The sequence below is a fragment of the Lacrimispora sp. genome (assembly GCF_046972725.1).
Lineage (GTDB): Bacteria > Bacillota > Clostridia > Lachnospirales > Lachnospiraceae > Lacrimispora.
Genome location: NZ_JBKVXF010000004.1, coordinates 1 through 20,509, shown reverse-complemented (window position 1 = coordinate 20,509; position 20,509 = coordinate 1). Strand labels below are relative to the sequence as shown.

Genomic DNA, 20,509 nt, shown 5'->3' with positions numbered 1-20,509 from the left:
TTCTGTCTGATCTTTAATAAGCTCTGCCCCAGTAGACCATCTTTGCTGCAGGCTTTCCGCAGCAGATACAGGTATCTGCCAGCTTTTCCTGTTTAAATGGCATACAGCGGGAAGTCGCTCCCGTCAACTCCTTGATCTTATCCTCACACTCCTGGCAGCCGCACCACATGGCCTTTACAAAGCCCGGCTTTTCTTCCACGGTCTTTATAAAGGTGTCCATATCCACTGCCTCATAGGTATGTTCATCCCGGTGTAATCTGGCTCTTTCAAACATATCTTTCTGAATATCGGAAAGAAGCTGCTCCACCTTTTCAGCCAGTATGTCTAAAGAAACCGTAATTTTTTCATGGGTATCACGGCGAACTAAAACTGCCTGATTCTCCGCAAGGTCTCTCGGTCCAATCTCCACACGGACCGGAATTCCTCTCATCTCGGATTCACTGAACTTCCAGCCCGGGCTCTTGTCACTATCATCAACCTTCACCCGGAAATTGGAGAGAACGGTCTTAAGCTCAAAGGCTTTCTCAAGAACCCCCTCCTTCTGCTGCTGGACCGGAACGATGATGACCTGGGTAGGCGCGATCCTTGGAGGAAGCACCAGACCGTTATCATCTCCATGGACCATAATAATGGCGCCAATTAATCTTGTGGTCATTCCCCAGGAGGTCTGATGAACATACTGGAGTTTATTCTCCTTATCAGAATACTGGATTTCAAATGCCTTTGCAAATCCATCACCAAAGTTATGGCTGGTTCCTGACTGAAGTGCTTTTCCGTCATGCATCAGAGCCTCAATGGTGTAGGTTGCCTCTGCACCTGCAAATTTTTCCTTATCCGTCTTCTTGCCTCTGATTACAGGCATTGCAAGGACTTCTTCACAGAAATCTGCATACAGATTGAGCATCTGCTCGGTTCTCGCCTGGGCTTCCTCTGCGGTGGCATGAGCAGTATGGCCTTCCTGCCATAAGAATTCTCTGGAACGTAAAAATGGTCTTGTTGTCTTTTCCCAGCGCACCACAGAACACCACTGGTTATATAGCTTAGGCAAGTCACGATAGGACTGGATCTCCTTAGAATAGAAATCGCAGAACAAGGTCTCGGAAGTAGGTCTTACGCAAAGCCGCTCCTGAAGCGGTTCCAGTCCTCCATGAGTTACCCAGGCAACTTCCGGTGCAAACCCTTCTACATGATCCTTTTCTCTCTCCAGAAGACTTTCGGGAATGAACATGGGCATATACACATTTTCAACGCCTGTTTCCTTAAATCTTCTGTCCAGCTCACTCTGAATATTTTCCCAGATGGCATAGCCTGCCGGTTTGATGACCATACAGCCCTTAACGCTGGAATAATCAATCAATTCTGCCTTTTTTACTACATCCGTATACCACTGGGCGAAGTCCACCTCCATGGATGTGATTGCTTCTACTAATTTCTTGTCCTTTGCCATGACAATTCTCCTTTTTTCATATAATAAGAGTCTCACTTATCAGACTCTGACGCCGATAACATAAAGAAGAGCCATCCGTCCCCTCCGAAAAGGGACCGAACAGCTCGGCGGTGCCACCCAATTTAGCCAATGGATATCCACGGCTCACTTTTTAATCCGGTAACGCAGGATCTGCGCCGCAGTTTGCTGCGGGACTCCGAGGGAGGTTGGGTCATGAGGGGTATAAAGGCCTTCCAGCATAGGGCCTTCTCTCTGGAATACATCATCACTTATTAGTCCTCTTCAACGTCTTGCTTCTTTCTGTTGACGGAAAGATTGTATGGTTGATTTTACGTTATTTACAAATGTTTGTCAAGAGGAGGGCCTGGCTTTTCTTTACAGAAATGCTTTCATAGCAGCCAGAGCTGTCCTTATCACTTCATCGGGGAATTCATAATCTCTGGTGTGAAGTCCCGGACAACCTTCTCCAGCTCCCACGCCGAAGAACATTCCGTCTGCTTTCTTTAGATACCAGCCAAAATCCTCAGACCAGCGAAGGGGCCCGGATATCTCCAGGAATGGAACATTCTGATCCCTAAGACAGGTTTTGCACCGTTCCATCACCTCCGATTTATTGACTGTATCCGGGAATTCGTCTGTAAAAGATACCGATAACCCGACAGACTGCTCCGAAGCTCTTTTCTTTGCAAAAGATATAAGGGAAGCCTCAAACCGGTTTAAATCTTCCAGCTTTTCCGCCCGGAGGGTAAGAGAAATCCTCCCGTCTCCCGGGGAAACGCCAAAGGACTGGTCTCCCGCCTTTACCTCAATGATGGTTGCCAGAACCATACCGGAAAAATCAGGAGAAGCCAGTAACTCCGGGATCTTTACAATCAGTTCCCCAAGAATCCATGCAGGATTTATTCCCTGCTCCGGATATGCGGCGTGGCTCTGCCTTCCTTTAAAAGTAAGAACTACTCCCTTTGAGGCACAGGCAAAGGTTCCTTTTTTAAGAACCACAGTTCCCAGAGGGTAGCCGGGAAGATTATGAAATGCATAGACTTCATCAATCTTTTTTTCCGTCAAAAGGCTGCTGCACATTTCTCCTCCCTGTCCGGTCTCTTCCGCCGGCTGAAAGATAAAATACACCTGTTTTCCAAGCCGCTTTCCCTCAAGTTCCAGACAAAGTCCGGCCAGCACTGCGCTGTGCCCATCGTGTCCGCAGCCATGAAACAGCTTTCCGTCTTCTCCAAAAATCGCGTCCATATCCGCCCGGAAAGCCACCCTCTTTCCGGCCTCCGCTTCTTCATGCACCGCATAAAACCAGCCTTTTCGTTCTACGATTTTAAGAGAAGTATTGGCCTTAAGAAATTCCTTTAAGATCTCCATCGTCTTTGTTTCAAACCCTGACTGTTCCGGATTCTGATGGAGCCGGCTCCGCAGCTGCCGGATCTGTTCATATGTACGAAGTTCTGTTTCCACCTTTTTCCTCCATGATTAACTGTCTGCTGTCTTCCCGCACCTGATCCCTTAATTTCTTTGTCTGAGGAAAGCTTTCGCATATCTCATTCCCATAGGTCATGTTTAATTCGTATTCCAGAGGAAGCCAGGTATCTGTACCTGCTTCGTTATGCTGAATGAGAGTTTCGATCTTGTCCAAAGACTTTACAAGCCTGGCCTCTTTTGACTGTAACAGAGACATCTCTTCAAACAGGGACGAGAGCGGCGCTTTCAGAGACTGCGGCAGCCTCTCTAAAAGAGAACGGATTGCTTCCTCTTCTACCGCTTCATCGTTATCCGTCTTTACAAAAGCCGGAATATCTCCGGTCACCGCCTCGCCCCAGTCATGAATGAGACACATACGTATCACTTTGTTCATATCCAGATCAGAAAAATCCGGCTCCATGAGCATGGCCAGAACCGCCAGTCTCCAGCTGTGTTCTGCCACGCTTTCCTGTCTTTTGCTTGTCGTCCAGTTGTGCCGGGTATTGCATTTTAATTTTTCTAATATCTTTAAAAATTCAATTAACTCTTTTGGATTCAACGTGCTTATCCCCTTTCTTCCTTTTGGGTATCCTTTTTTCCATTATAGCACGTTCCACCGTACAGCTCCACAATATCTTCTATTATCAATAAGCCGATAGGACCCAGGATAAATCCCAAAAGCCCAAAAAGCTGGAGACCTACGAACATGGAAACAAGTGTTTCTAAAGGAGTAAGTCCTACCTTACCTCCCATAATTTTTGCTTCCATTATTTCTCTCAAAAAGTAGCAGATGATATAGATAATAATCAGACCAATGCCGTAGACCCAGTTTTTATTGACCATCGCCGCAATCGCCCATGGAATCAGAACCGTTCCTGTTCCAAAGATCGGAAGTGCATCGAGTAGTCCGATTCCTATCCCCAGCAATATAAAATAGGGATTGCCCATAAAAAACAGTCCGGCCGAACATATTCCCATGGTAAACAGCATAATGGTTCCCTGGGTTTTTAACCAGGCACTTCCTACTGTCATCAGCCGGTTCCCAAGCATGGCATATTCATAACAAAACATGGAATTGTCACGTCTGGTACGGATGTCATCCATTTCCTGAAGAGTTAATATAGTAGCAATAAATAAAATAACGGTCAGAACGGTCACCTGTACCAGCCATTTGATGATACTCATGGAATTCAGCATTAAAAATGACATGGCCCTGCTCTTAATCGCTGCTTCTCCTCCGGAAAGGATCTCTTTAACCACCTTAAGCATATACCCGTCAGGCAGCTTTAAAAACTCTTCCGCAAAGGTGCAGTTTTCCATCAGCCAGTTTTCTAAATCCCTCATGATCCGGGGCAGGTTCTGGAACAGCAGTGTGGCTTCCATGGTCAGCTTTCGTCCGCCGAAATACAATGCGATTCCAAATACAACCATCAAAAGAATAATTTCTACACCGCCGATCACAGCCAGAGGAACAGAAATCACCTTTTTCTTCACCGTGAAACGGGTCTTTCTTTCGATCCAAAGGGCTGACGGGCGGAGAGACAAAGCAAATACGTATGCAATCAAAAAGGGAATCACCAGGGGCAGCAGATATCGAAAACTCAAGTATACTGCCCCCGTAACTCCCAAAATCAATAATGTTTTCTTCAGTTTCCTGCTCGGTTTCTCCATGGACTCACCTGTTTCTGTTTTGTACTTCTTTTGTACATTCCCTATTATGAGCGTTCCGGATAAAAAGTATGCAGGTTCCCATTTAACAAAAAATTCCTTCTTTACTTTACCATTTTATATAGAAAAAAGTTCAAACATCTGCCCTTTTGGTTTTACTGTAAAGGTCATCTTCTTTTTTGTGACCGGATGGACAAAGGAAAGACCGGAGGCAAACAACGCAACATTTACCCGCTGCTTTTTTTGTTGAAAACAGGGGTTATACTTTTGATCTCCCCACAAGGGCGTTCCATGTCCGGCCATCTGGACCCGTATCTGATGATGGCGTCCGGTTTTCAGCTTAATTTCCAGCAAAGAGTATTCCTCTCCATCCTGCTGCACCTTATCCACGATCCGGAAATCAAGTTCTGCGGGTTTTGCACCTTTTATCCCCTTTTCCACAATTTTGGAATAATTATTTTTGCTGTCCTTCCACAAATAATCCACGTAGGTCCCAAAGTTTTCCACAGGTTTTCCACATACTACGGCATAGTAGATCTTATTCATCTGATGCCCGGAAACCTGCTTACTTAAAGACTCTGCGGAGTTTTTTGTTTTTGCATAAACCATAATTCCACCGACCGGTTTATCCAGCCTGTGGATAACTCCCACATATGGCTCCCCGGATTTTGGGGATTTGCTGTTGATATGTTTCTTGATTTCACTGACCATATCCGGCTCAAAGGATTTGGCAGACTGGGATTCCATTCCCACCGGTTTTTCTGCTACCAGTATTTCTTCATCTTCATATAATATGTTTATGTTCATGATTTTCTTATTCCTCTTTCTCTTGTATACCTATCCCTTTATTACGCTAATTATATGGGATGAAACCGGCTGTGGCAAACACCATTTTATATCCTTTGAATTTCAAAAAATATATTGCAAATTTTTATTTGAGCGTGTATAGTATATAAATATAGGATACATAGTATTTAATACTACATAACATATTATTATCAACTGTCAAGGAGGAGCCCGTTTATGAACACAAAAATCAAAGATCCCATCAGTGCACTTACCCACTTTATTGCAATGATCCTGGCATTGATCGCTGCCGTACCTCTCTTAATAAAATCCTCTTCTGCCGGAGCACTTCATATGACCGCCCTGGCCATATTTATTACCAGCATGGTCCTTTTGTACGCTGCCAGCACCATTTACCATACATTGGATATTTCACCCAACATCAATAAACTTTTAAAGAAGATCGACCACATGATGATCTTTATTCTGATAGCCGGTACCTACACGCCCATTTGCATGATCGTTCTCGGGGACCAGACCGGCTGGAGTTTACTTGCTCTTGTGTGGGGAGTCGCTGTTTTGGGAATCCTCATAAAAGCATGGTTTGTCATGTGCCCCAGATGGTTTTCTTCCTGTATCTACATTGCTATGGGGTGGATTTGTGTTCTGGCCTTCAGCAAGATCATTCAGGCACTTCCTGCTGCTGGCTTTGGCTGGCTTTTGGCAGGAGGAATCATATATACTACAGGCGGTATCATCTATGCCTTAAAGCTGCCCCTATTCAGCCCAAAACTAAAAAATTTCGGCAACCACGAACTCTTCCACCTCTTTGTCATGGGCGGAAGCTTCTGCCACTATATGCTGATGTACTGCTTTATTGCATAACGAGAGATCATTTTCTCCCCCAAGAAGCTTAAGCTTGTCCTTTCTGGATAGCTTTTTTATGGCGGCCTCTCTGCGCATAGCCTCTTCCTTTGTTGGAAATTCTTCATAATAGACCAAAAGGACAGGCCGCCGTGCCTTTGTATACTTTGCTCCTTTTCCATCGTTATGAGCTTTTAAACGTTTTTCCAGATGGTTTGTCCATCCACAGTAGAGCGTATGATCCGCACACTGTAATATATAAGTATAATTCATCTTTTTCTCCGCAGTTTCAATCCATGCTACTATGTAAACGGTAATAACGCCTTGCAATCACGTCACTACCGCCCAGGATAACCTGTTATCTATCTTAAGCACCAGCTGGATGCGTTTTGGCGCCATCGATTGTAGAATACCATAGCTGAGCTATAGTATATTATATAACAGGACAAACCGATATGTGAATAGCAATCTTTATATTGCCCTTTTTTCTTAATATCATTCATCTTTAAGCGCAGGTATGCCAGACAGAACAAATAATATCTGCCTGGCATCCCATTTTATGACAATTCTTTTACTAAAATCAGGCGGTCACCTGGTTTTACTGATTTTTCCGTTAAGCCATTGGCTGTCATAATGGTGTCAATGGTGGTGTGGAATTTTTTGGCAATTTTCCAAAGAGAATCTCCCGGCTGAACAATGTAGCCAACGATTCCGGGCAGCTTCTGTAAGTTATTTAAATCCATGGGAGCATCTGCCGCACTGATGATGATCTGTTCACAGATTGGCTGCAGCGCCAGCAAATCAAGGGATATGGTAGCTTTTACTTCTACCACTCCGCCTCCCATCATAACTGCACTTAACTGCTCCAGACCAGGATTTAACTGGCAGATGGTATCCGCATTGATTCCCGGAGCCTCGATAAGATAGTGGAACGGAATATCTTCCACTGCTGACTGAATGGGCTGGGCATCATCAGAGGTTAAGTAAAGCATTCGTACCTCTAAAACACCTTCCACATGAAGTCCGTCTTCCCTGACCTCTGTATCATCGATTTTAACCGTTCCCTCGCTATGGCAAATCTGTAGAATCCGGTCTGCATTTTGAAGCGTTACCTTTTCCACGATTTTGCATTTGCTCATATTCTTTGTCAGAATCTTATCAAAACACGCCTCCCCGGTCTGCAAGGTCAGTTCCCGGTTGGTGGAATATAAATCGCTTAACAGCTCCATGTTATCTTCCTTATAGAGCTTCATATCCAGTTCCAGAACGGCATCCATATCCATTTCCCGCATCTCTCCGTCGGCATCCGGCTTTGCTTCAATGTCTTTATGGATCAGATGCACCGTAACAGACGGAACCATATCATCGGTCACATCCGATACATCTAACTCTCCGTTAAACGGGATGCTCTCTTCGATCCACTGAATGGGGGCACCTTCTCCTTCTCCCTGATAGATTACAAAAACCATCAGTTCGCCATCCAGCATCATCTTATTATCCAATGGCCTTGTGGTAACCCCCCTCAGCTTCATCTCAGTCCATAAAATATGGTCGATGTTGGGCTTATTACCCGAAAGAGCCAGATTTTCCTTGATACGGAACGTATCCTTATGGCGAAGCGCAATGGAAGCCACGTCCACATTACGGCGAAGGATTTCAACCTGAGGAGAATCCGTGGTTCCAAGTCCAGTGTCCACTTCCACGGCAGCGTCTACGTCATAGGCAGTCTCCACCTTCACCTGAAGCGTAACAAGCGCCTTGACACTTAACTTTCTGGAATTGATGACTCCTGCATTCAGATCCTCAAGCTCCCACATCAGCTGGACATAATCATGTTCTTCTAACCCCGGCACATTAATAGGTTCTTCAAAATTGATGTTTCCGGAAAGGGTCCAAAGCCCGCCTTCTGCGCCCCGATAGAGAATGGTAAAATCAAGTTTTCCCCGCACCACTACCCGCTCCGCCTGGTTTTTCACAGAATCAATAGTAACTTCGCCGGAACTTAAAATAATCTGATCCACATCATCCATGCTGTCCGGTACAATAAAGTCATCATCAAGTGTTACCTGAGATGTGGCATTTCCTTTCCAACGATTCATATGTATGTTTTTCTTCAACAGCTCCAACATAAAATAGCACCTGCCTTACCTTCTTTATTCCTTTAAGAAAGTTTATGCAGGTGCATGTTTCAATATACTTTTTTTGTAGTTTTCCTATACTTCTATTCTCCGGCACTCTCTTTTGCACCGTCATTTTTATATGCCAAAAGCTCCTTTTGAAGGTCTTCGATGGTTTTTTCCATTTCCTTGATCCGGGCTTCCATCTTGCAGAAATTTTCCATGGCAACCTCATTTTTATCTACTTTGGGAATGGGGATCCCATCGATCTTAACCGGACGGGCAGGAATTCCCACGGCTGTCACATTGTTGTCCAGCTGCTTTAAGAGCACTGCATTGGCAGCAATGGTGCAGTTATCTCCCACTTCAAAGGAGCCCAAAATCTTTGCTCCGGCTCCAACGGTCACATTGCTTCCAAGGGTAGGATGGCGCTTACCCTTATTAAGCCCTACACCGCCCAAGGTGACCCCCTGATAAATGGTACAGTTGTCGCCCACTACGGCAGTTTCTCCAATCACCACTCCACAGCCGTGATCGATCAAGATTCCATGCCCCAGCGTTGCACCGGGATGAATCTCAATCAAAGTAAAAAATCTTGCCAGCTGGGAAATGAGTCTGGCAATGAAAAATAACCGGTGCTTATAAAACCAATGTGCAAAGCGATGCCAGATCAATGCATGGACTCCCTGGTACAAAAGAAGCACTTCCAGGGAGTTTCTCGCTGCCGGATCACGCGCTTTTACTGCTTTTACATCAAGCCATATGTCCTTTAATATCATTTGACCTTTCCTCTTTTCCTCCTGTTGACTTCTGTTTTAGGTAGTATATCATATGACAGCACAAGAAAAAAGAGGAATTTAAAAATAGCCGCTCTGCAGGCAATATACAGAGCGGCTGTTTTATTATCTCCTGTTACTGGAACACAACTGGAAGTTCTGACATTTCCGTCTTAATGACGATAAGCGGATAGGAAGCTTCCGAGCCTGTGACCTCTCCTTTTTCCGGCCCGATCAGTTCTGTTTTCAGAACGATGGAATTATCGGTCAGATATAAGTCATTGACGGAAATACTGTATCCGCCCGTAGACTGCTGTCCGTATCCAACCACTATGTAAAGATTCTGGTCATCACTGAAGGTCAGCTTAAAAGGCGACTGCTGTTTCTGCACAATGATATCTTTCAGTTCCTGCGGTATGTCTGTCTCTGCCACCACATTAAAATCCATATCCCGCACTTTATCTTTGCTGCCTCCTTTTCCAAGGCATCCGCTTAAGGTAAATACAACTAATCCCAACAGAGCTAATCCGAAGAAAACCAGCCGCTTTCTGCTAAACAGTTTTTTCATGGCACATTCCCCAACTGATTGATTATTACAATCTATATGGGGAATGTGCCTTTTTTATGAAAACATTATGCTTTTTTCATGACCGGAATCCAGATCTGGCTCCTATATGATTCCAAAGAAGGATCATCGTCAGAATACCATTCAATCTGAGGACCGCCCGTCAGCTCATACCCGGACTGGGGAAACCATTCGGTAAATATACGTTTCCAAACCTTCTGCTGTCCCTCCGGCAGCTTTCCCACGCATTCAAAAATCACGTAGGCAGCGGCAGGTACTATAAGCTCTGACATTCCTTCCAAAAGAGGGCTTTCAGACCCGGTGGCAATATAATAATCAAATTCATGATTGGAGCCGTTTGCACATACGCCAAGGCAGTAAAGCTCTTTGTTGTCATTAAGGTTTAAAAGTTTTTCATATCTGCCATCATCACAAACCTCATCCCATATCTTTGGTATCCGTTCAAAATTCTTTCCGTCCACCATGGACAGCCGCTCCTTATAGCCAATCAGACGAAACGGCTTCAACTCTTTTACATAATAGTTCATTGCATCTACTCCTTTAATGGTTATTTCAAATGAGATGCGGGAGTAAGCCTTTATCTTTGCTCCAGGCTTTTTTACTTCGCTGGGATTCATTCCGTGCATAGCGTAAAATGCCCTTGCAAAAGAAACCGGAGACTCATAACCAAACTTCAGCGCCACGTCTATAACCTTTGCATCGGTCGTCAAAAGCTCCATAGCCGCCAAAGTCAGGCGGCGTCTCCGAATGTAATCGGCAAGAGATACATCTGCCATATAAGAAAACATCCGCTGAAAATTAAAGCTGGAGCACACTGCCCTTTTCGCCGCCTCTTCCAACTGAATGTTCCCTGTCAGATTTTCTTCAATATACTGAAGCGCTTCGTTCATTTTAGAAAGACAATCCAAAAGTTTCTCCCCCTGCTCATGTGATAAGCCAAGTATAGTAGATACTGCTTCTAACCTCGCAACTATCTCTGCACAAATAAGTCAGTTCATGATTTCCCGGTAATTACTCCGTACTTCTCCGGCCTGCGGTCCCTGAATAACCCCCAGTTTCTTCGCTCTTTTAAAATCTCATCAAAATCAAAGGTTTCCAAAATAATACCTTCTTCATCTCTTCCCATCGATTTTACAAGAGCACCGGTGCTGTCCGTAAGAAAAGAAGAACCATAGAACCGGAGGGATGAGCTCTGGTTTCCATTTTCCGCACAGGGCATTACCACTTCCTCACCGATCCGGTTTGCAGCCGCAACAGGGACAATGTTGGAGGCTGCATGCCCCTGCATACATCTCCTCCAGTGCTCCATGCTGTCACATTCCAGAATCGGTTCACTTCCGATAGCCGTAGGATACAAGATCACCTCTGCCCCCATTAAAGCCAGAGCCCTTGCTGTCTCCGGAAACCACTGGTCCCAGCAGATGCCTACCCCAACCTTGCCGTATGCAGTTTCAAAGACCTTGAATCCCGTATCTCCGGGAGTAAAATAAAACTTCTCCTGATAATAATGATCATCAGGAATATGGGTTTTCCGGTAAATTCCCAGATTCGTTCCATCAGCATCTAAAACAGCTACAGAATTAAACATGGTATTGCCTGACCGTTCGTAAAAGCTGATGGGAAGAACAACCGAAAGTTCTCTGGCAATGGGTGCAAAATGCCTGACCGCATGGTTTTCTTCTACTGTCTCTGCATAGTCATAATACTCATACCGTCTTTCCTGGCAGAAATAAGGGCGCTCAAACAGCTCCGGAAGCAGAATTACATTTGCCCCTTCTCCCGCTGCCTGCCTTAGGAACCTCTCTGCGTTTGCAATATTCTCATTGACATTCCGGCAGCATTTCATCTGGACCGCTGCCACTGTTACCTTTCTCATGTGCTTCTCCTTTCGGAATCTGCTGGGTGATGCAGTGAATGTTGCCTCCACCCACAATAATATCTCTCGCATAAATGGGATAAATCTTCCGCTCCGGAAAACATTCTCCTAAAATCCTTACAGCTGCTTTGTCATGCTCATCTCCAAACTGAGGCACGATCACCCCTCCGTTTGAAATATAAAAATTCACATAACTTGCTGCCAGCCGCTCCCCGGCTTCTCTCTGATCCTCTCCCGGTTCAAAGACGAAACCGGAAAGCTCCTCTTCTCTGATGCAGACCGGAACTTTAGGAATGGGCAGCTTATGAATGGTAAAATGTCTTCCCTTTGCATCCGTCTCCTGCTCCAGAAGTGTAAGATCTGCCAGGGACATCTCATACTGGGGATCATTCTTATCATCGGTCCAGGCTAAGACAACCTCACCCGGACGGACAAACGCACAGACATTGTCCACGTGCTCATTGGTCTCATCCTGGTATATCCCATATGGCAGCCAGATAATTTTCTCTGCACCAAGATAATTCTTTAACTGCTCCTCAATCTCCATACGGCCAAGAGACGGATTCCGGCCGGCACTTAACAGGCACCTTTCGGTCACAAGAAGGGTTCCTTCCCCATCGGAATGAATGGCCCCTCCCTCCAGTACAAAATGCCTGGCATCGTAAGCCGGATATCCAAACTGTTCCAGAAATGTTCCTGCAACAAGGTCATCCCTTGCCCAGTCCGTATACAGTCCGTCTACCAGACCCCCCCAGGCATTAAACTGCCAGTCAATGCCCCGCACATGCCCGTGCTCATTCACGACAAAGGTAGGGCCCACATCTCTTGCCCATGCATCATCAGACTCCATCTGCACCACTTGAATCCGGTCAGAAAGCATTCGGCGGGCGGAGTCCATAACATCCTCCCCGGCCAGCATCACCACCTGCTCACTGTCTGCAATGGCTTCTGCAATCTGTGCAAATGCCTTTCTGGCTTCTCTGGCATCAAAAGGCCAGGAGCCGGGCCGTCTGGGCCATATCATGATACAGCCCCTGTGAGGCTCAAATTCCCCGGGCATATAAAATCCGTCTATCGCCGGTAGGCTTGTCAGTCGTTTCATCATTCATTCCTCTTTGCAGATATTTTAAGATAACCTGTGTTTAAAATCCTCGTAGCCAAACTCCTTTACCAAACGGCAGTCTCCATTCTTATCCATAACGGCAATGGACGGAAGAGGCATCCCGTTAAAGGTATTGTTCTTCACCATGGAATAAATGGCCATATCCATAAAATACAATTTATCTCCCGGCTTTATTTCCCGGTCAAAGGAATAATCTCCGATTACATCACCTGCCAGACAGGTGCAGGAAGAAAGCCGGTAGGTATAAGGCTTCTCCCCCGGTTCTCCGCTGTCTTTTAAAGGCGGCCGGTAAGGCATTTCCAGCACATCCGGCATATGGCAGGCGGCAGACGCATCAAGGATTAAGGTATGAATCCCATTTTCCACCACATCCATGACCTCTGTCACCAGATAGCCTGCATTCAGAGCAACCGCTTCCCCAGGCTCCAGATAAACATGAAGATCATAGGTCTCCTGTATATGTCTGATACAGGATTCCAAAAGCCCTATATCATAATCCGGTCTGGTGATATGATGACCGCCTCCCATGTTCAACCAGGAAAGCTCTTTTAAATAGGCCCCGAATTTTTCCTCTACCGCATCAAGGGTCTTTTTTAAATCATCGGAGTTCTGCTCACACAAGGTGTGGAAATGGAGCCCGGATAAATACGGCAGCCACTCCTCCTTAAAATGCTCTGCAGTCACTCCCAGTCTGGACCCGGGCGCACAGGGATCATAGATGGCGTGATCCTCCTGAGTGGAGCATTCCGGATTGATCCGGATTCCAACTTCTATCCCCTGCAGAAAGTCTTTGTATTTTTCCAGCTGGGAGAAGGAATTAAATACCATATGATCACAGATCTTTACCAGCTCTTTCACATCGTCTTCCCTGTAGGCCGGGGCAAATACATGGTTTTCAAGCCCCATCTCCTCTTTCCCAAGCCTTGCCTCATAAAGTCCGCTGGCGGTAGTACCGTCAATGTATCTGCCGATCAGGGGATATTCCGCATAACAGGAAAACGCCTTCTGAGCCAGCAAAATACTGCATCCGGTATTATCCTTCACCTGCTTTAAAATCTTTAAATTCTCTTCCAGCTTTCCCTCATCAATGACATAGCATGGGGTCTTTAAATCTTCTATTCTCATCGCTTATTCCTGTCTCCAGACAGTAACTGTTTCCGGATTTTCACAGACCACCCACGGAAGACCCCATTGGTTCAGTGCGTCCATATATGGATCAGGATCGAACTCCTCTACGTTAAATACGCCCGGTTTCTTCCACTGCCCGGTAACCACCATCATGGAACCGATCATTGCCGGTACTCCTGTGGTATAAGAAATGGCCTGAGATTCCACTTCTTTATAGCACTCCTGATGATCACATACATTATAAATGTAAATGGTCTTTTCCTTTCCATCCTTTATTCCGGTAAAGATACATCCGATGTTGGTCTTTCCAACCGTTCTGGGGCCTAAGGAAGCAGGGTCCGGCAGAAGCGCTTTCAAAAACTGAATCGGCACGATTTCCTGCCCTTGAAAGGAAACCGGGGAGGTTGAGAGCATGCCAACATTCTCCAGGCACTTCATATGGGTCAAATAGCTCTGTCCAAAGGTCATAAAGAAACGAATCCGCTTAACACCTGGTATATTCTTTGCCAGAGATTCGATTTCCTCATGGTGAAGCAGGTACATATCCTTTTCCCCAACTTCCGGGAAATTGTATGTTGACTTGAATTCCATAGGCTTTGTTTCCACCCAGCGGCCGTCTTCCCAATAGGAACCGTTGGCAGACACTTCCCTTAAATTAATTTCCGGATTAAAATTGGTGGCAAATGGATAACCGTGGTCGCCTCCATTGCAGTCCAAAATGTCAATGGTATGGATTTCATCAAAGTAATGCTTTAAGGCGTAAGCAGTAAATACGCTGGTTACCCCTGGATCGAATCCTGTCCCAAGAAGTGCCGTAAGCCCTGCTTCTTCAAAGCGCTTCTTATAATCCCACTGCCAGGAGTAATCAAAATATGCGGTAAACCCAAGGTCCCTGCAGCGTTTCTCATAGATGGCCCTCCACTCCGGATCATCTGTATTCTCAGGCTCGTAATTGGCCGTATCGATGTAATCAACCCCAGCTTTTAAACATGCCTCCATAATGGTCAAATCCTGATAAGGAAGAGCCACATTTAATACGGCTGCCGGCTGATAGGCATTCATTAAGTCAACCAGCTCATCCACGTTGTCCGCGTCAACTTTCGCTGTTTCAATTTTGGTATTTGTCTTTCCTTCCAGCTTGTTTTTCAAAGCATCACATTTTTCCTTTGTCCGGCTTGCGATACAAAGTTCTGTAAATACCCCGCTGTTCTGACAGCATTTCTGAATTGCCACAGAGGCAACGCCTCCGCATCCGATCACCAGTAATCTGCTCATTCTTTTTCCTCCTCTTCCAATAAATCTTCTACGTATTTCGGCAGCATAAATGCACCTGTATGAAGATTGGCCGTATAGTACCAGGTTTCTATATTTAACTTTTTCCAGTTATCCGGTTTAAAGTCATTGATGGGATGATATTTTTTTGATGCAAAGCCAAAGAGCCAGTAGCCCGACGGACAGGTGGGAATATGGGCCTGATAGACCCTGCTGATGGGAAAGGAACGGTACACCTTCCGGTGCATGCTCCGGCAGGCCATCTCATCCTCATCATAAAAAGGACTTCCATGCTGGTAGACCATGATCCCGTCACCCTTCAGCGCCTTATAGCAGCTGCCGTAAAACTCCTTGGTAAAAAGTCCCTCCGTATGGCCGAAGGGGTCCGTAGAATCATTGATGATCAAATCATACTCTTCCTTTTTGTTCCTTAAAAACCGGAGCCCGTCATCATAAAAGACCCTGACCCGTTCATCGTCCAGTCCGCAGGCCACTTCCGGGAAGATGTCTCTGCACACATCCACAAAAAGCTTATCCGTCTCCACCACATCGATGGATTCGATGGAAGGGTACTGTAAAAGTTCCTTGGCGACGCCGCCGTCTCCACCGCCGATGATCAGCACATTTTTGACACAGGGATGAACTGCCATGGGGACATGGGTAACCATCTCATCATAAATAAATTCATCTTTTTCCGAAAATACGATATCTCCATCCAGGGCTACGAATTTTCCGAACTCCTGGGACTCAAATACATCGATTCTCTGATACTCGCTTTCGCCGGAAAAAAGCTGTTTGTCTATCCGAACGGAAAGCTTCACATTGGAAGTGTGCAGTTCTGAAAACCAAATCTCCATCTCTCCCACTCTCCTCTCTGCCTGGAATTTTTATTTTAATACCATTAAGTGTTCCACTGCCGGGTCCTCTGTTCCCTGCATGGAGCATCCTTTTTCTTTTGCATATATGATGTATTCCACAATTTCCTCTGTGATCATCTCACCCGGTGCCAGAATAGGGATTCCCGGCGGATAACACATGACAAATTCCCCGCTGATTTCCCCTGCGGATTCTTTTACAGAGACCGAAACCTTGTTGGAGTAAAATGCCTTCTGAGGAGATATGACCACCTTCGGCGCTATGTATTCCCCCGAAAGCATACCTGAGCGGTCTTTTTTATAGAGCCTCTCAATATCGGCAAGAGCACCTACCAAGCGTTCAATATCCTGTATCCGGTCTCCGATGGAAATATAGGCCAGAATGTTGCAGATATCTCCGAATTCGATCTGAATATCATATTCATCCCGGAGAAGGTCATAGACCTCAATGCCTGCAAGACCGATTCCCAGGGTATAGACGGAAAGTTTGGTCACATCATAATCAAAGATGCTGGTTCCGTTGATTAAATCTCTTCCATAGGCATAATATCCGCCGATGGAATTGATCTCCCCCCTGGCATACTCCGCCATCTCCATTACCTTTAAAAAGGACTCTTCCCCCCGAAGGGCCAGATTCCTTCTGGAGATATCAAGGCTTGATAATAGAAGGTAGGACGCACTGGTGGTCTGAGTCAGATTTATGATCTGGCGCACATAATCTCCGTTCACACCCTTATTTAAGAGGAGCATGGAACTCTGAGTCAAACTTCCCCCTGATTTGTGCATGGATACCGCTGCCATATCTGCGCCCGCCGCCATTGCGGAAACCGGAAGCCCCTTTCCAAAATAAAGGTGGGTGCCATGGGCTTCATCAGCCAGAACCATCATCCCGTGGGAATGGGCCAGCTTAACGATGGAACGGATATCCGAGCAGATGCCGTAATAGGTAGGATTGTTTACGAATACCGCCACTGCATCCGGATTTTCCCTGATGGCTTTCTCCACCTGTCTGATTTCCATTCCCAGGGAAATGCCCAGCATACTGTTCACTTCAGGATTTACATAAACCGGAACTGCTCCGCATAAAACCAGAGCGTTGATGGCACTTTTATGCACATTTCTGGGAAGAATGATCTTATCTCCGGCTTTGCAGGCCGATAAAATCATGCTTTGAACCGCAGAAGTGGTCCCTCCCACCATCAAGAAAGCATCAGCTGCACCAAAGGCTTCGGCTGCCAGCTCCTCTGCATCCCGAATGACCGATACGGGATGACATAAATTATCAAGAGGCTTCATGGAATTCACATCAAGCCCTACACATTTTTCTCCTAAAAGCTGGGCCAGCTCCGGGTTGCCTCTTCCCCTTTTATGCCCAGGCACATCAAAAGGGACCACCCTTTTTTTCCGGAATGCTTCAAGCGCTTCGTAGATTGGCGCTCTTTTCTGATCTTCTTTGTTCATACGGCAATTTCCTCTCCTTCGTCACATTCTTGGGCAGCGCCTGGCGGGCGTTTGATGACACCAAAAAGGCAGGTGACCGTACATCACCTGCCTGAAAATTTCATGAATCCTAACGGAATGGGGTACAAAACCCTTCAATCCTTCATGACAATTATCGTTTTCGAGTCTACATAGCAAATATGTTGTCCCTGCTATTATTGATCGTTTCACAAGATGATGTGCATTTGCACTGATTATAAAGTAATCAACTTATAAAATTTGAGCTTCTAACTCAATCAATAATGTGGTTTCCCACGTTCGGCAGCCGACCCGCCTGTCCGTCTGGGCTTAACTTCATAAAGAAGTGGTCAATATTTGCATGAAAGCGATAATGTCTCTTCATACTGGGGTAAAGAATAACATATTTTGCAGATTCATGTCAACCGTTTTTTTGTAAAATCTTCATTTCAGAAACGAAAACAGCCCCCGCCTGAGAACGTCTACCATTCTTCAGACAGCGGCTGTTCCTCCACCCATTTGCTTACTGGTTTTTGTTGCTGCACATCTGCAAACGATGCTGATATTTCTCTTTGGTGGCAAGGCCGCCCCTGATGTGGCGCTCGGACTTGTTAATGTCCAGGATCACCCTGGCCCGGGCTGCCAGGGACGGATTGATGTGCTCTAAGCGGTCCGTTACATCCTTATGTACCGTAGATTTTGAAATTCCAAATTTCTTCGCTGTCTGCCTCACGGTCGCATGATAGTCTATGATGTAGTTGGCAATCGCAACCGCGCGTTCCTCAATATATTCCTTCAAGAAAATCCCCCTGCTAGGACGTTTTTACATACTTATGCAGGTTTTGCCGCAAGTATGAATGGGTTCCTTTCTATTTTCAAATCCAATCATATCTTTTAGTATGGCAAAGGATTTATTGGCCCTATCCGTTCCCTTTATGCCTCCATCTGGCCCACAGCCCGCCCTATCCTACTCCCGTTCACTGTCAAGATTATGCTTTCCTGTAATAAATTCCAGGGCAGATGTATTGACCTGCCCATAAGAAAAACCACCTTCTTTTTATAAAACCAATCGGAATCATCATACAACACAGCATTTCCCCCTGCTTTGAAAACAATCATTTTCAATTACAGAATACCTGTCTTTCCATTCCGGATTCTGACTTGCTGTCATGTAAAATTTCATTGACGCATTCATTAATTCCAACTATAATTTAATAAGACATAATGTTACATATTCCCAACTTTACAGAAAAGAAGGAATGTACTTAATACATAAAGAAGAGACAGCCATATCGTCTGTTGAGGTGAAAGAATTGATTTATCTTCCTATTGAGAAATTGACAGAGGGCATGGTATTAGCCCGAAACATCCCGGGAACAAATCCAATGCTTCCATTTGCAGTATCCGGTTACCAACTAAGCGAACACATCATCAACCGCCTGAAAACAATTGGAGTTCAAGGGGCTTATATTCATACAGCGCTTACAGAAGGCATTGAACCCGTAGACCTAGTAGAACCTGAATTAAAAGCCAAAATGCTGACAAGCATCCGACATGCCTTTGACCAAAACCTGAAAAAAGTGACCATACAGTCCAGCATGCAAACCTATGATGAACTTGCAGCGGTTTCCAAGTCAGTCGTTATGAATATTCTTAATATGGATGAATACCTCTTTCAGATGATTGACATCAGGGACTACGACAATTATACCTACTCACATAGCCTGTATGTAGGTATTTTAAGCGTACTGCTGGGGAAATTCCTGGGCCTTTCCCTTACGGAGTTAAACGACCTGGCTCTATGCGGCCTCCTTCATGATATCGGTAAAACAGATATCTCCCTGGAAATCACCAACAAATCCGGCCCTTTAAATGATGAAGAATATGAGATCATGAAGCAGCATCCCAGCCTGTCCTATGAGAAATTAAGAAAAACCAACATGTTCTCCCAGGTGATTCTGCATGGAATCCAGGCTCATCATGAAAAATTCGACGGAAGCGGATATCCATTCGGCCTCGCCGGAAAAAAGATTCCGCTATATGCACGTATTCTATCCATCGCCGATGTATATGATGCTTTAAGCTCCACCAGGCCATACCGAAAAGCCTGGCCTCCAAGAAGAATATTTGATTATCTCACCAGCTGTTCCAGTTCTCATTTCGATCCGGATCTTCTGGCTGCATTCCTTCAGTGTGTATCTGCATATCCCATAGGTACCATTGTTCAACTAAGTGATGGAAGTACCGCCGTGGTCAAAGAAAATACCCCAGGATTTACATTACGCCCTGTCATCCGTTTCCTGACCCCGTCTGCCATTGCCGGCAAAGACGTAGACTTATCTCATGAAGCACTGAACATTACCATTATTGACGATACCGATATATAATGAAAGGACTTAATCCACACGATACGGAAAAAGTCCTTTTTTCTGCTCTAAAATATGATCCAGCAAAGCTTTGCACCCTTCCAGAACATCATTATAGGTAGTATCAAAATCCCCGGTATACCATGGGTCTGCAATATCCCTGGGGTTGGCCCCAAAATCCAAAAGCCGTCTTACCTTCTCCTCCGGGTCTCCCCCCAGAATCCGCATCATATTGACAATATTCCGCTGTTCCATGCCAATCAGATAATCATAGTTGCAATAATCACTTCTATTCAGCTGAACTGCATATTTCCCTTCACAAGAAATTCCCGCTTCTTTCAGCCTTTTTCTCGTTCCATGATGTACCGGATTTCCGATTTCTTCCGTACTGGTGGCAGCCGAGGCAACATAAAACCGTTCCGTTAAACATTTCTTTTCAATGAGATCCTTTAGAACAAACTCTGCCATCGGAGACCTGCATATATTGCCATGACAAACCATTAAAATACCGATTGGTTTATACTCAAACTTCATCTAATCCAGTCCTTTCCTCTTAATTACCTAATAAAAATTATCAAATATATAATAAAAAAGCGCAAACCCATCGCTGGATCTACGCAAAATTCCTACCTTATGCAAAACATCTTTGCATATACCCTCAAAACCACACATTGTTATATATCTTCATCCGTTCTTTCCTCTT

19 protein-coding genes and 1 pseudogene are annotated in these 20,509 nt (G+C 45.3%); 2 read left to right on the top strand and 18 right to left on the bottom strand.

Annotated elements, in window-relative coordinates; translation table 11 throughout:
• Nucleotides 1–13: 13 nt before the first annotated feature.
• From proS to ACLTWA_RS14155, 5 genes are all read right to left on the bottom strand, one after another.
• On the bottom strand, nt 14–1,447 hold the full coding sequence (proS, locus tag ACLTWA_RS14175; RefSeq protein ID WP_412328559.1) for a proline--tRNA ligase: 1,434 nt from the start codon (nt 1,445–1,447) through the stop codon (nt 14–16).
• Between the two features lie 375 nt (nt 1,448–1,822).
• Nucleotides 1,823–2,908 carry a M20 metallopeptidase family protein gene (locus ACLTWA_RS14170; protein WP_412328558.1) on the bottom strand — a complete coding sequence of 362 codons (1,086 nt, stop codon included), beginning with the start codon at nt 2,906–2,908 and terminating at the stop codon, nt 1,823–1,825.
• Nucleotides 2,883–3,470: an HD domain-containing protein gene (locus tag ACLTWA_RS14165; protein ID WP_412328557.1), complete on the bottom strand. Its 588-nt coding sequence runs from the start codon at nt 3,468–3,470 to the stop codon at nt 2,883–2,885. The genes ACLTWA_RS14170 and ACLTWA_RS14165 overlap by 26 nt, the downstream gene beginning before the upstream one ends.
• Before the next feature lie 5 nt (nt 3,471–3,475).
• Nucleotides 3,476–4,582, bottom strand: coding sequence for an AI-2E family transporter (locus ACLTWA_RS14160; protein WP_412328556.1), 1,107 nt, complete (start codon nt 4,580–4,582; stop codon nt 3,476–3,478).
• A 114-nt stretch (nt 4,583–4,696) separates the two neighbouring features.
• The gene (locus ACLTWA_RS14155) at nt 4,697–5,386 is read right to left on the bottom strand and encodes an RluA family pseudouridine synthase (protein WP_412328555.1); all 690 of its coding nucleotides are present in this window, start codon (nt 5,384–5,386) and stop codon (nt 4,697–4,699) included.
• Nucleotides 5,387–5,602: 216 nt separating this feature from the next.
• Between ACLTWA_RS14155 and trhA the strand changes: the two genes are divergently transcribed.
• The gene (gene trhA, locus ACLTWA_RS14150) at nt 5,603–6,250 is read left to right on the top strand and encodes a PAQR family membrane homeostasis protein TrhA (RefSeq protein ID WP_412328554.1); all 648 of its coding nucleotides are present in this window, start codon (nt 5,603–5,605) and stop codon (nt 6,248–6,250) included.
• 21 nt (nt 6,251–6,271) lie between these two features.
• On the opposite strand, the pseudogene ACLTWA_RS14145 reads toward trhA, so the two are convergent.
• The 12 genes and pseudogenes from ACLTWA_RS14145 to spoIIID all read right to left on the bottom strand — a co-directional run.
• Nucleotides 6,272–6,502, bottom strand: a pseudogene (locus ACLTWA_RS14145) (GIY-YIG nuclease family protein); the annotation flags it as partial.
• Nucleotides 6,503–6,786: 284 nt separating this feature from the next.
• Nucleotides 6,787–8,358, bottom strand: coding sequence for a DUF3794 and LysM peptidoglycan-binding domain-containing protein (locus ACLTWA_RS14140; RefSeq protein WP_412328553.1), 1,572 nt, complete (start codon nt 8,356–8,358; stop codon nt 6,787–6,789).
• Between the two features lie 92 nt (nt 8,359–8,450).
• Nucleotides 8,451–9,125 (bottom strand): serine O-acetyltransferase, encoded by a 675-nt coding sequence (cysE, locus tag ACLTWA_RS14135; RefSeq protein WP_412328552.1) that lies wholly within the window; start codon nt 9,123–9,125, stop codon nt 8,451–8,453.
• Between the two features lie 133 nt (nt 9,126–9,258).
• Nucleotides 9,259–9,690 (bottom strand): protease complex subunit PrcB family protein, encoded by a 432-nt coding sequence (locus ACLTWA_RS14130; RefSeq protein ID WP_412328551.1) that lies wholly within the window; start codon nt 9,688–9,690, stop codon nt 9,259–9,261.
• Between the two features lie 65 nt (nt 9,691–9,755).
• The gene (locus ACLTWA_RS14125) at nt 9,756–10,616 is read right to left on the bottom strand and encodes a GyrI-like domain-containing protein (protein WP_412328550.1); all 861 of its coding nucleotides are present in this window, start codon (nt 10,614–10,616) and stop codon (nt 9,756–9,758) included.
• An 86-nt stretch (nt 10,617–10,702) separates the two neighbouring features.
• The gene (gene aguB / locus ACLTWA_RS14120; protein WP_412328549.1) at nt 10,703–11,584 is read right to left on the bottom strand and encodes an N-carbamoylputrescine amidase; all 882 of its coding nucleotides are present in this window, start codon (nt 11,582–11,584) and stop codon (nt 10,703–10,705) included.
• On the bottom strand, nt 11,529–12,686 hold the full coding sequence (gene aguA, locus ACLTWA_RS14115) for an agmatine deiminase (RefSeq protein ID WP_412328820.1): 1,158 nt from the start codon (nt 12,684–12,686) through the stop codon (nt 11,529–11,531). Before aguA ends, aguB begins: the two co-directional genes overlap by 56 nt.
• 24 nt (nt 12,687–12,710) lie before the next feature.
• Nucleotides 12,711–13,832: a carboxynorspermidine decarboxylase gene (gene nspC / locus ACLTWA_RS14110; RefSeq protein WP_412328548.1), complete on the bottom strand. Its 1,122-nt coding sequence runs from the start codon at nt 13,830–13,832 to the stop codon at nt 12,711–12,713.
• A 3-nt stretch (nt 13,833–13,835) separates the two neighbouring features.
• Nucleotides 13,836–15,110 (bottom strand): saccharopine dehydrogenase family protein, encoded by a 1,275-nt coding sequence (locus ACLTWA_RS14105; RefSeq protein ID WP_412328547.1) that lies wholly within the window; start codon nt 15,108–15,110, stop codon nt 13,836–13,838.
• The gene (speE, locus tag ACLTWA_RS14100; RefSeq protein WP_412328546.1) at nt 15,107–15,964 is read right to left on the bottom strand and encodes a polyamine aminopropyltransferase; all 858 of its coding nucleotides are present in this window, start codon (nt 15,962–15,964) and stop codon (nt 15,107–15,109) included. The genes ACLTWA_RS14105 and speE overlap by 4 nt, the downstream gene beginning before the upstream one ends.
• A gap of 30 nt (nt 15,965–15,994) precedes the next feature.
• Nucleotides 15,995–17,443, bottom strand: a complete 1,449-nt coding sequence (locus ACLTWA_RS14095) for an aminotransferase class I/II-fold pyridoxal phosphate-dependent enzyme (protein ID WP_412328545.1) — start codon at nt 17,441–17,443, stop codon at nt 15,995–15,997.
• A gap of 520 nt (nt 17,444–17,963) precedes the next feature.
• Nucleotides 17,964–18,239 (bottom strand): sporulation transcriptional regulator SpoIIID, encoded by a 276-nt coding sequence (spoIIID, locus tag ACLTWA_RS14090; RefSeq protein WP_412328544.1) that lies wholly within the window; start codon nt 18,237–18,239, stop codon nt 17,964–17,966.
• A gap of 460 nt (nt 18,240–18,699) precedes the next feature.
• On the opposite strand from spoIIID, the gene ACLTWA_RS14085 reads away from it, so the two are divergent.
• A complete protein-coding gene (locus ACLTWA_RS14085) occupies nt 18,700–19,827 on the top strand; it encodes an HD-GYP domain-containing protein (RefSeq protein WP_412328543.1) in 1,128 nt (375 codons plus the stop codon).
• A 9-nt stretch (nt 19,828–19,836) separates the two neighbouring features.
• Here ACLTWA_RS14085 and ACLTWA_RS14080 read toward each other — a convergent pair whose 3' ends face one another.
• Nucleotides 19,837–20,340 (bottom strand): low molecular weight protein-tyrosine-phosphatase, encoded by a 504-nt coding sequence (locus ACLTWA_RS14080; RefSeq protein WP_412328542.1) that lies wholly within the window; start codon nt 20,338–20,340, stop codon nt 19,837–19,839.
• Between the last annotated feature and the right edge of the window lie 169 nt (nt 20,341–20,509).

Bases quoted from the DNA above. Each gene is read 5' to 3' on its own strand.
- proS (WP_412328559.1), bottom strand. From the start codon at position 1,447: ATGGCAAAGGACAAGAAATTAGTAGAAGCAATCACATCCATGGAGGTG.
- ACLTWA_RS14160 (WP_412328556.1), bottom strand. From the start codon at position 4,582: ATGGAGAAACCGAGCAGGAAACTGAAGAAAACATTATTGATTTTGGGA.
- ACLTWA_RS14155 (WP_412328555.1), bottom strand. From the start codon at position 5,386: ATGAACATAAACATATTATATGAAGATGAAGAAATACTGGTAGCAGAA.
- trhA (WP_412328554.1), top strand. From the start codon at position 5,603: ATGAACACAAAAATCAAAGATCCCATCAGTGCACTTACCCACTTTATT.
- ACLTWA_RS14140 (WP_412328553.1), bottom strand. From the start codon at position 8,358: ATGTTGGAGCTGTTGAAGAAAAACATACATATGAATCGTTGGAAAGGA.
- cysE (WP_412328552.1), bottom strand. From the start codon at position 9,125: ATGATATTAAAGGACATATGGCTTGATGTAAAAGCAGTAAAAGCGCGT.
- ACLTWA_RS14130 (WP_412328551.1), bottom strand. From the start codon at position 9,690: ATGAAAAAACTGTTTAGCAGAAAGCGGCTGGTTTTCTTCGGATTAGCT.
- aguB (WP_412328549.1), bottom strand. From the start codon at position 11,584: ATGAGAAAGGTAACAGTGGCAGCGGTCCAGATGAAATGCTGCCGGAAT.
- aguA (WP_412328820.1), bottom strand. From the start codon at position 12,686: ATGAAACGACTGACAAGCCTACCGGCGATAGACGGATTTTATATGCCC.
- nspC (WP_412328548.1), bottom strand. From the start codon at position 13,832: ATGAGAATAGAAGATTTAAAGACCCCATGCTATGTCATTGATGAGGGA.
- ACLTWA_RS14105 (WP_412328547.1), bottom strand. From the start codon at position 15,110: ATGAGCAGATTACTGGTGATCGGATGCGGAGGCGTTGCCTCTGTGGCA.
- speE (WP_412328546.1), bottom strand. From the start codon at position 15,964: ATGGAGATTTGGTTTTCAGAACTGCACACTTCCAATGTGAAGCTTTCC.
- ACLTWA_RS14095 (WP_412328545.1), bottom strand. From the start codon at position 17,443: ATGAACAAAGAAGATCAGAAAAGAGCGCCAATCTACGAAGCGCTTGAA.
- ACLTWA_RS14085 (WP_412328543.1), top strand. From the start codon at position 18,700: ATGTACTTAATACATAAAGAAGAGACAGCCATATCGTCTGTTGAGGTG.
- ACLTWA_RS14080 (WP_412328542.1), bottom strand. From the start codon at position 20,340: ATGAAGTTTGAGTATAAACCAATCGGTATTTTAATGGTTTGTCATGGC.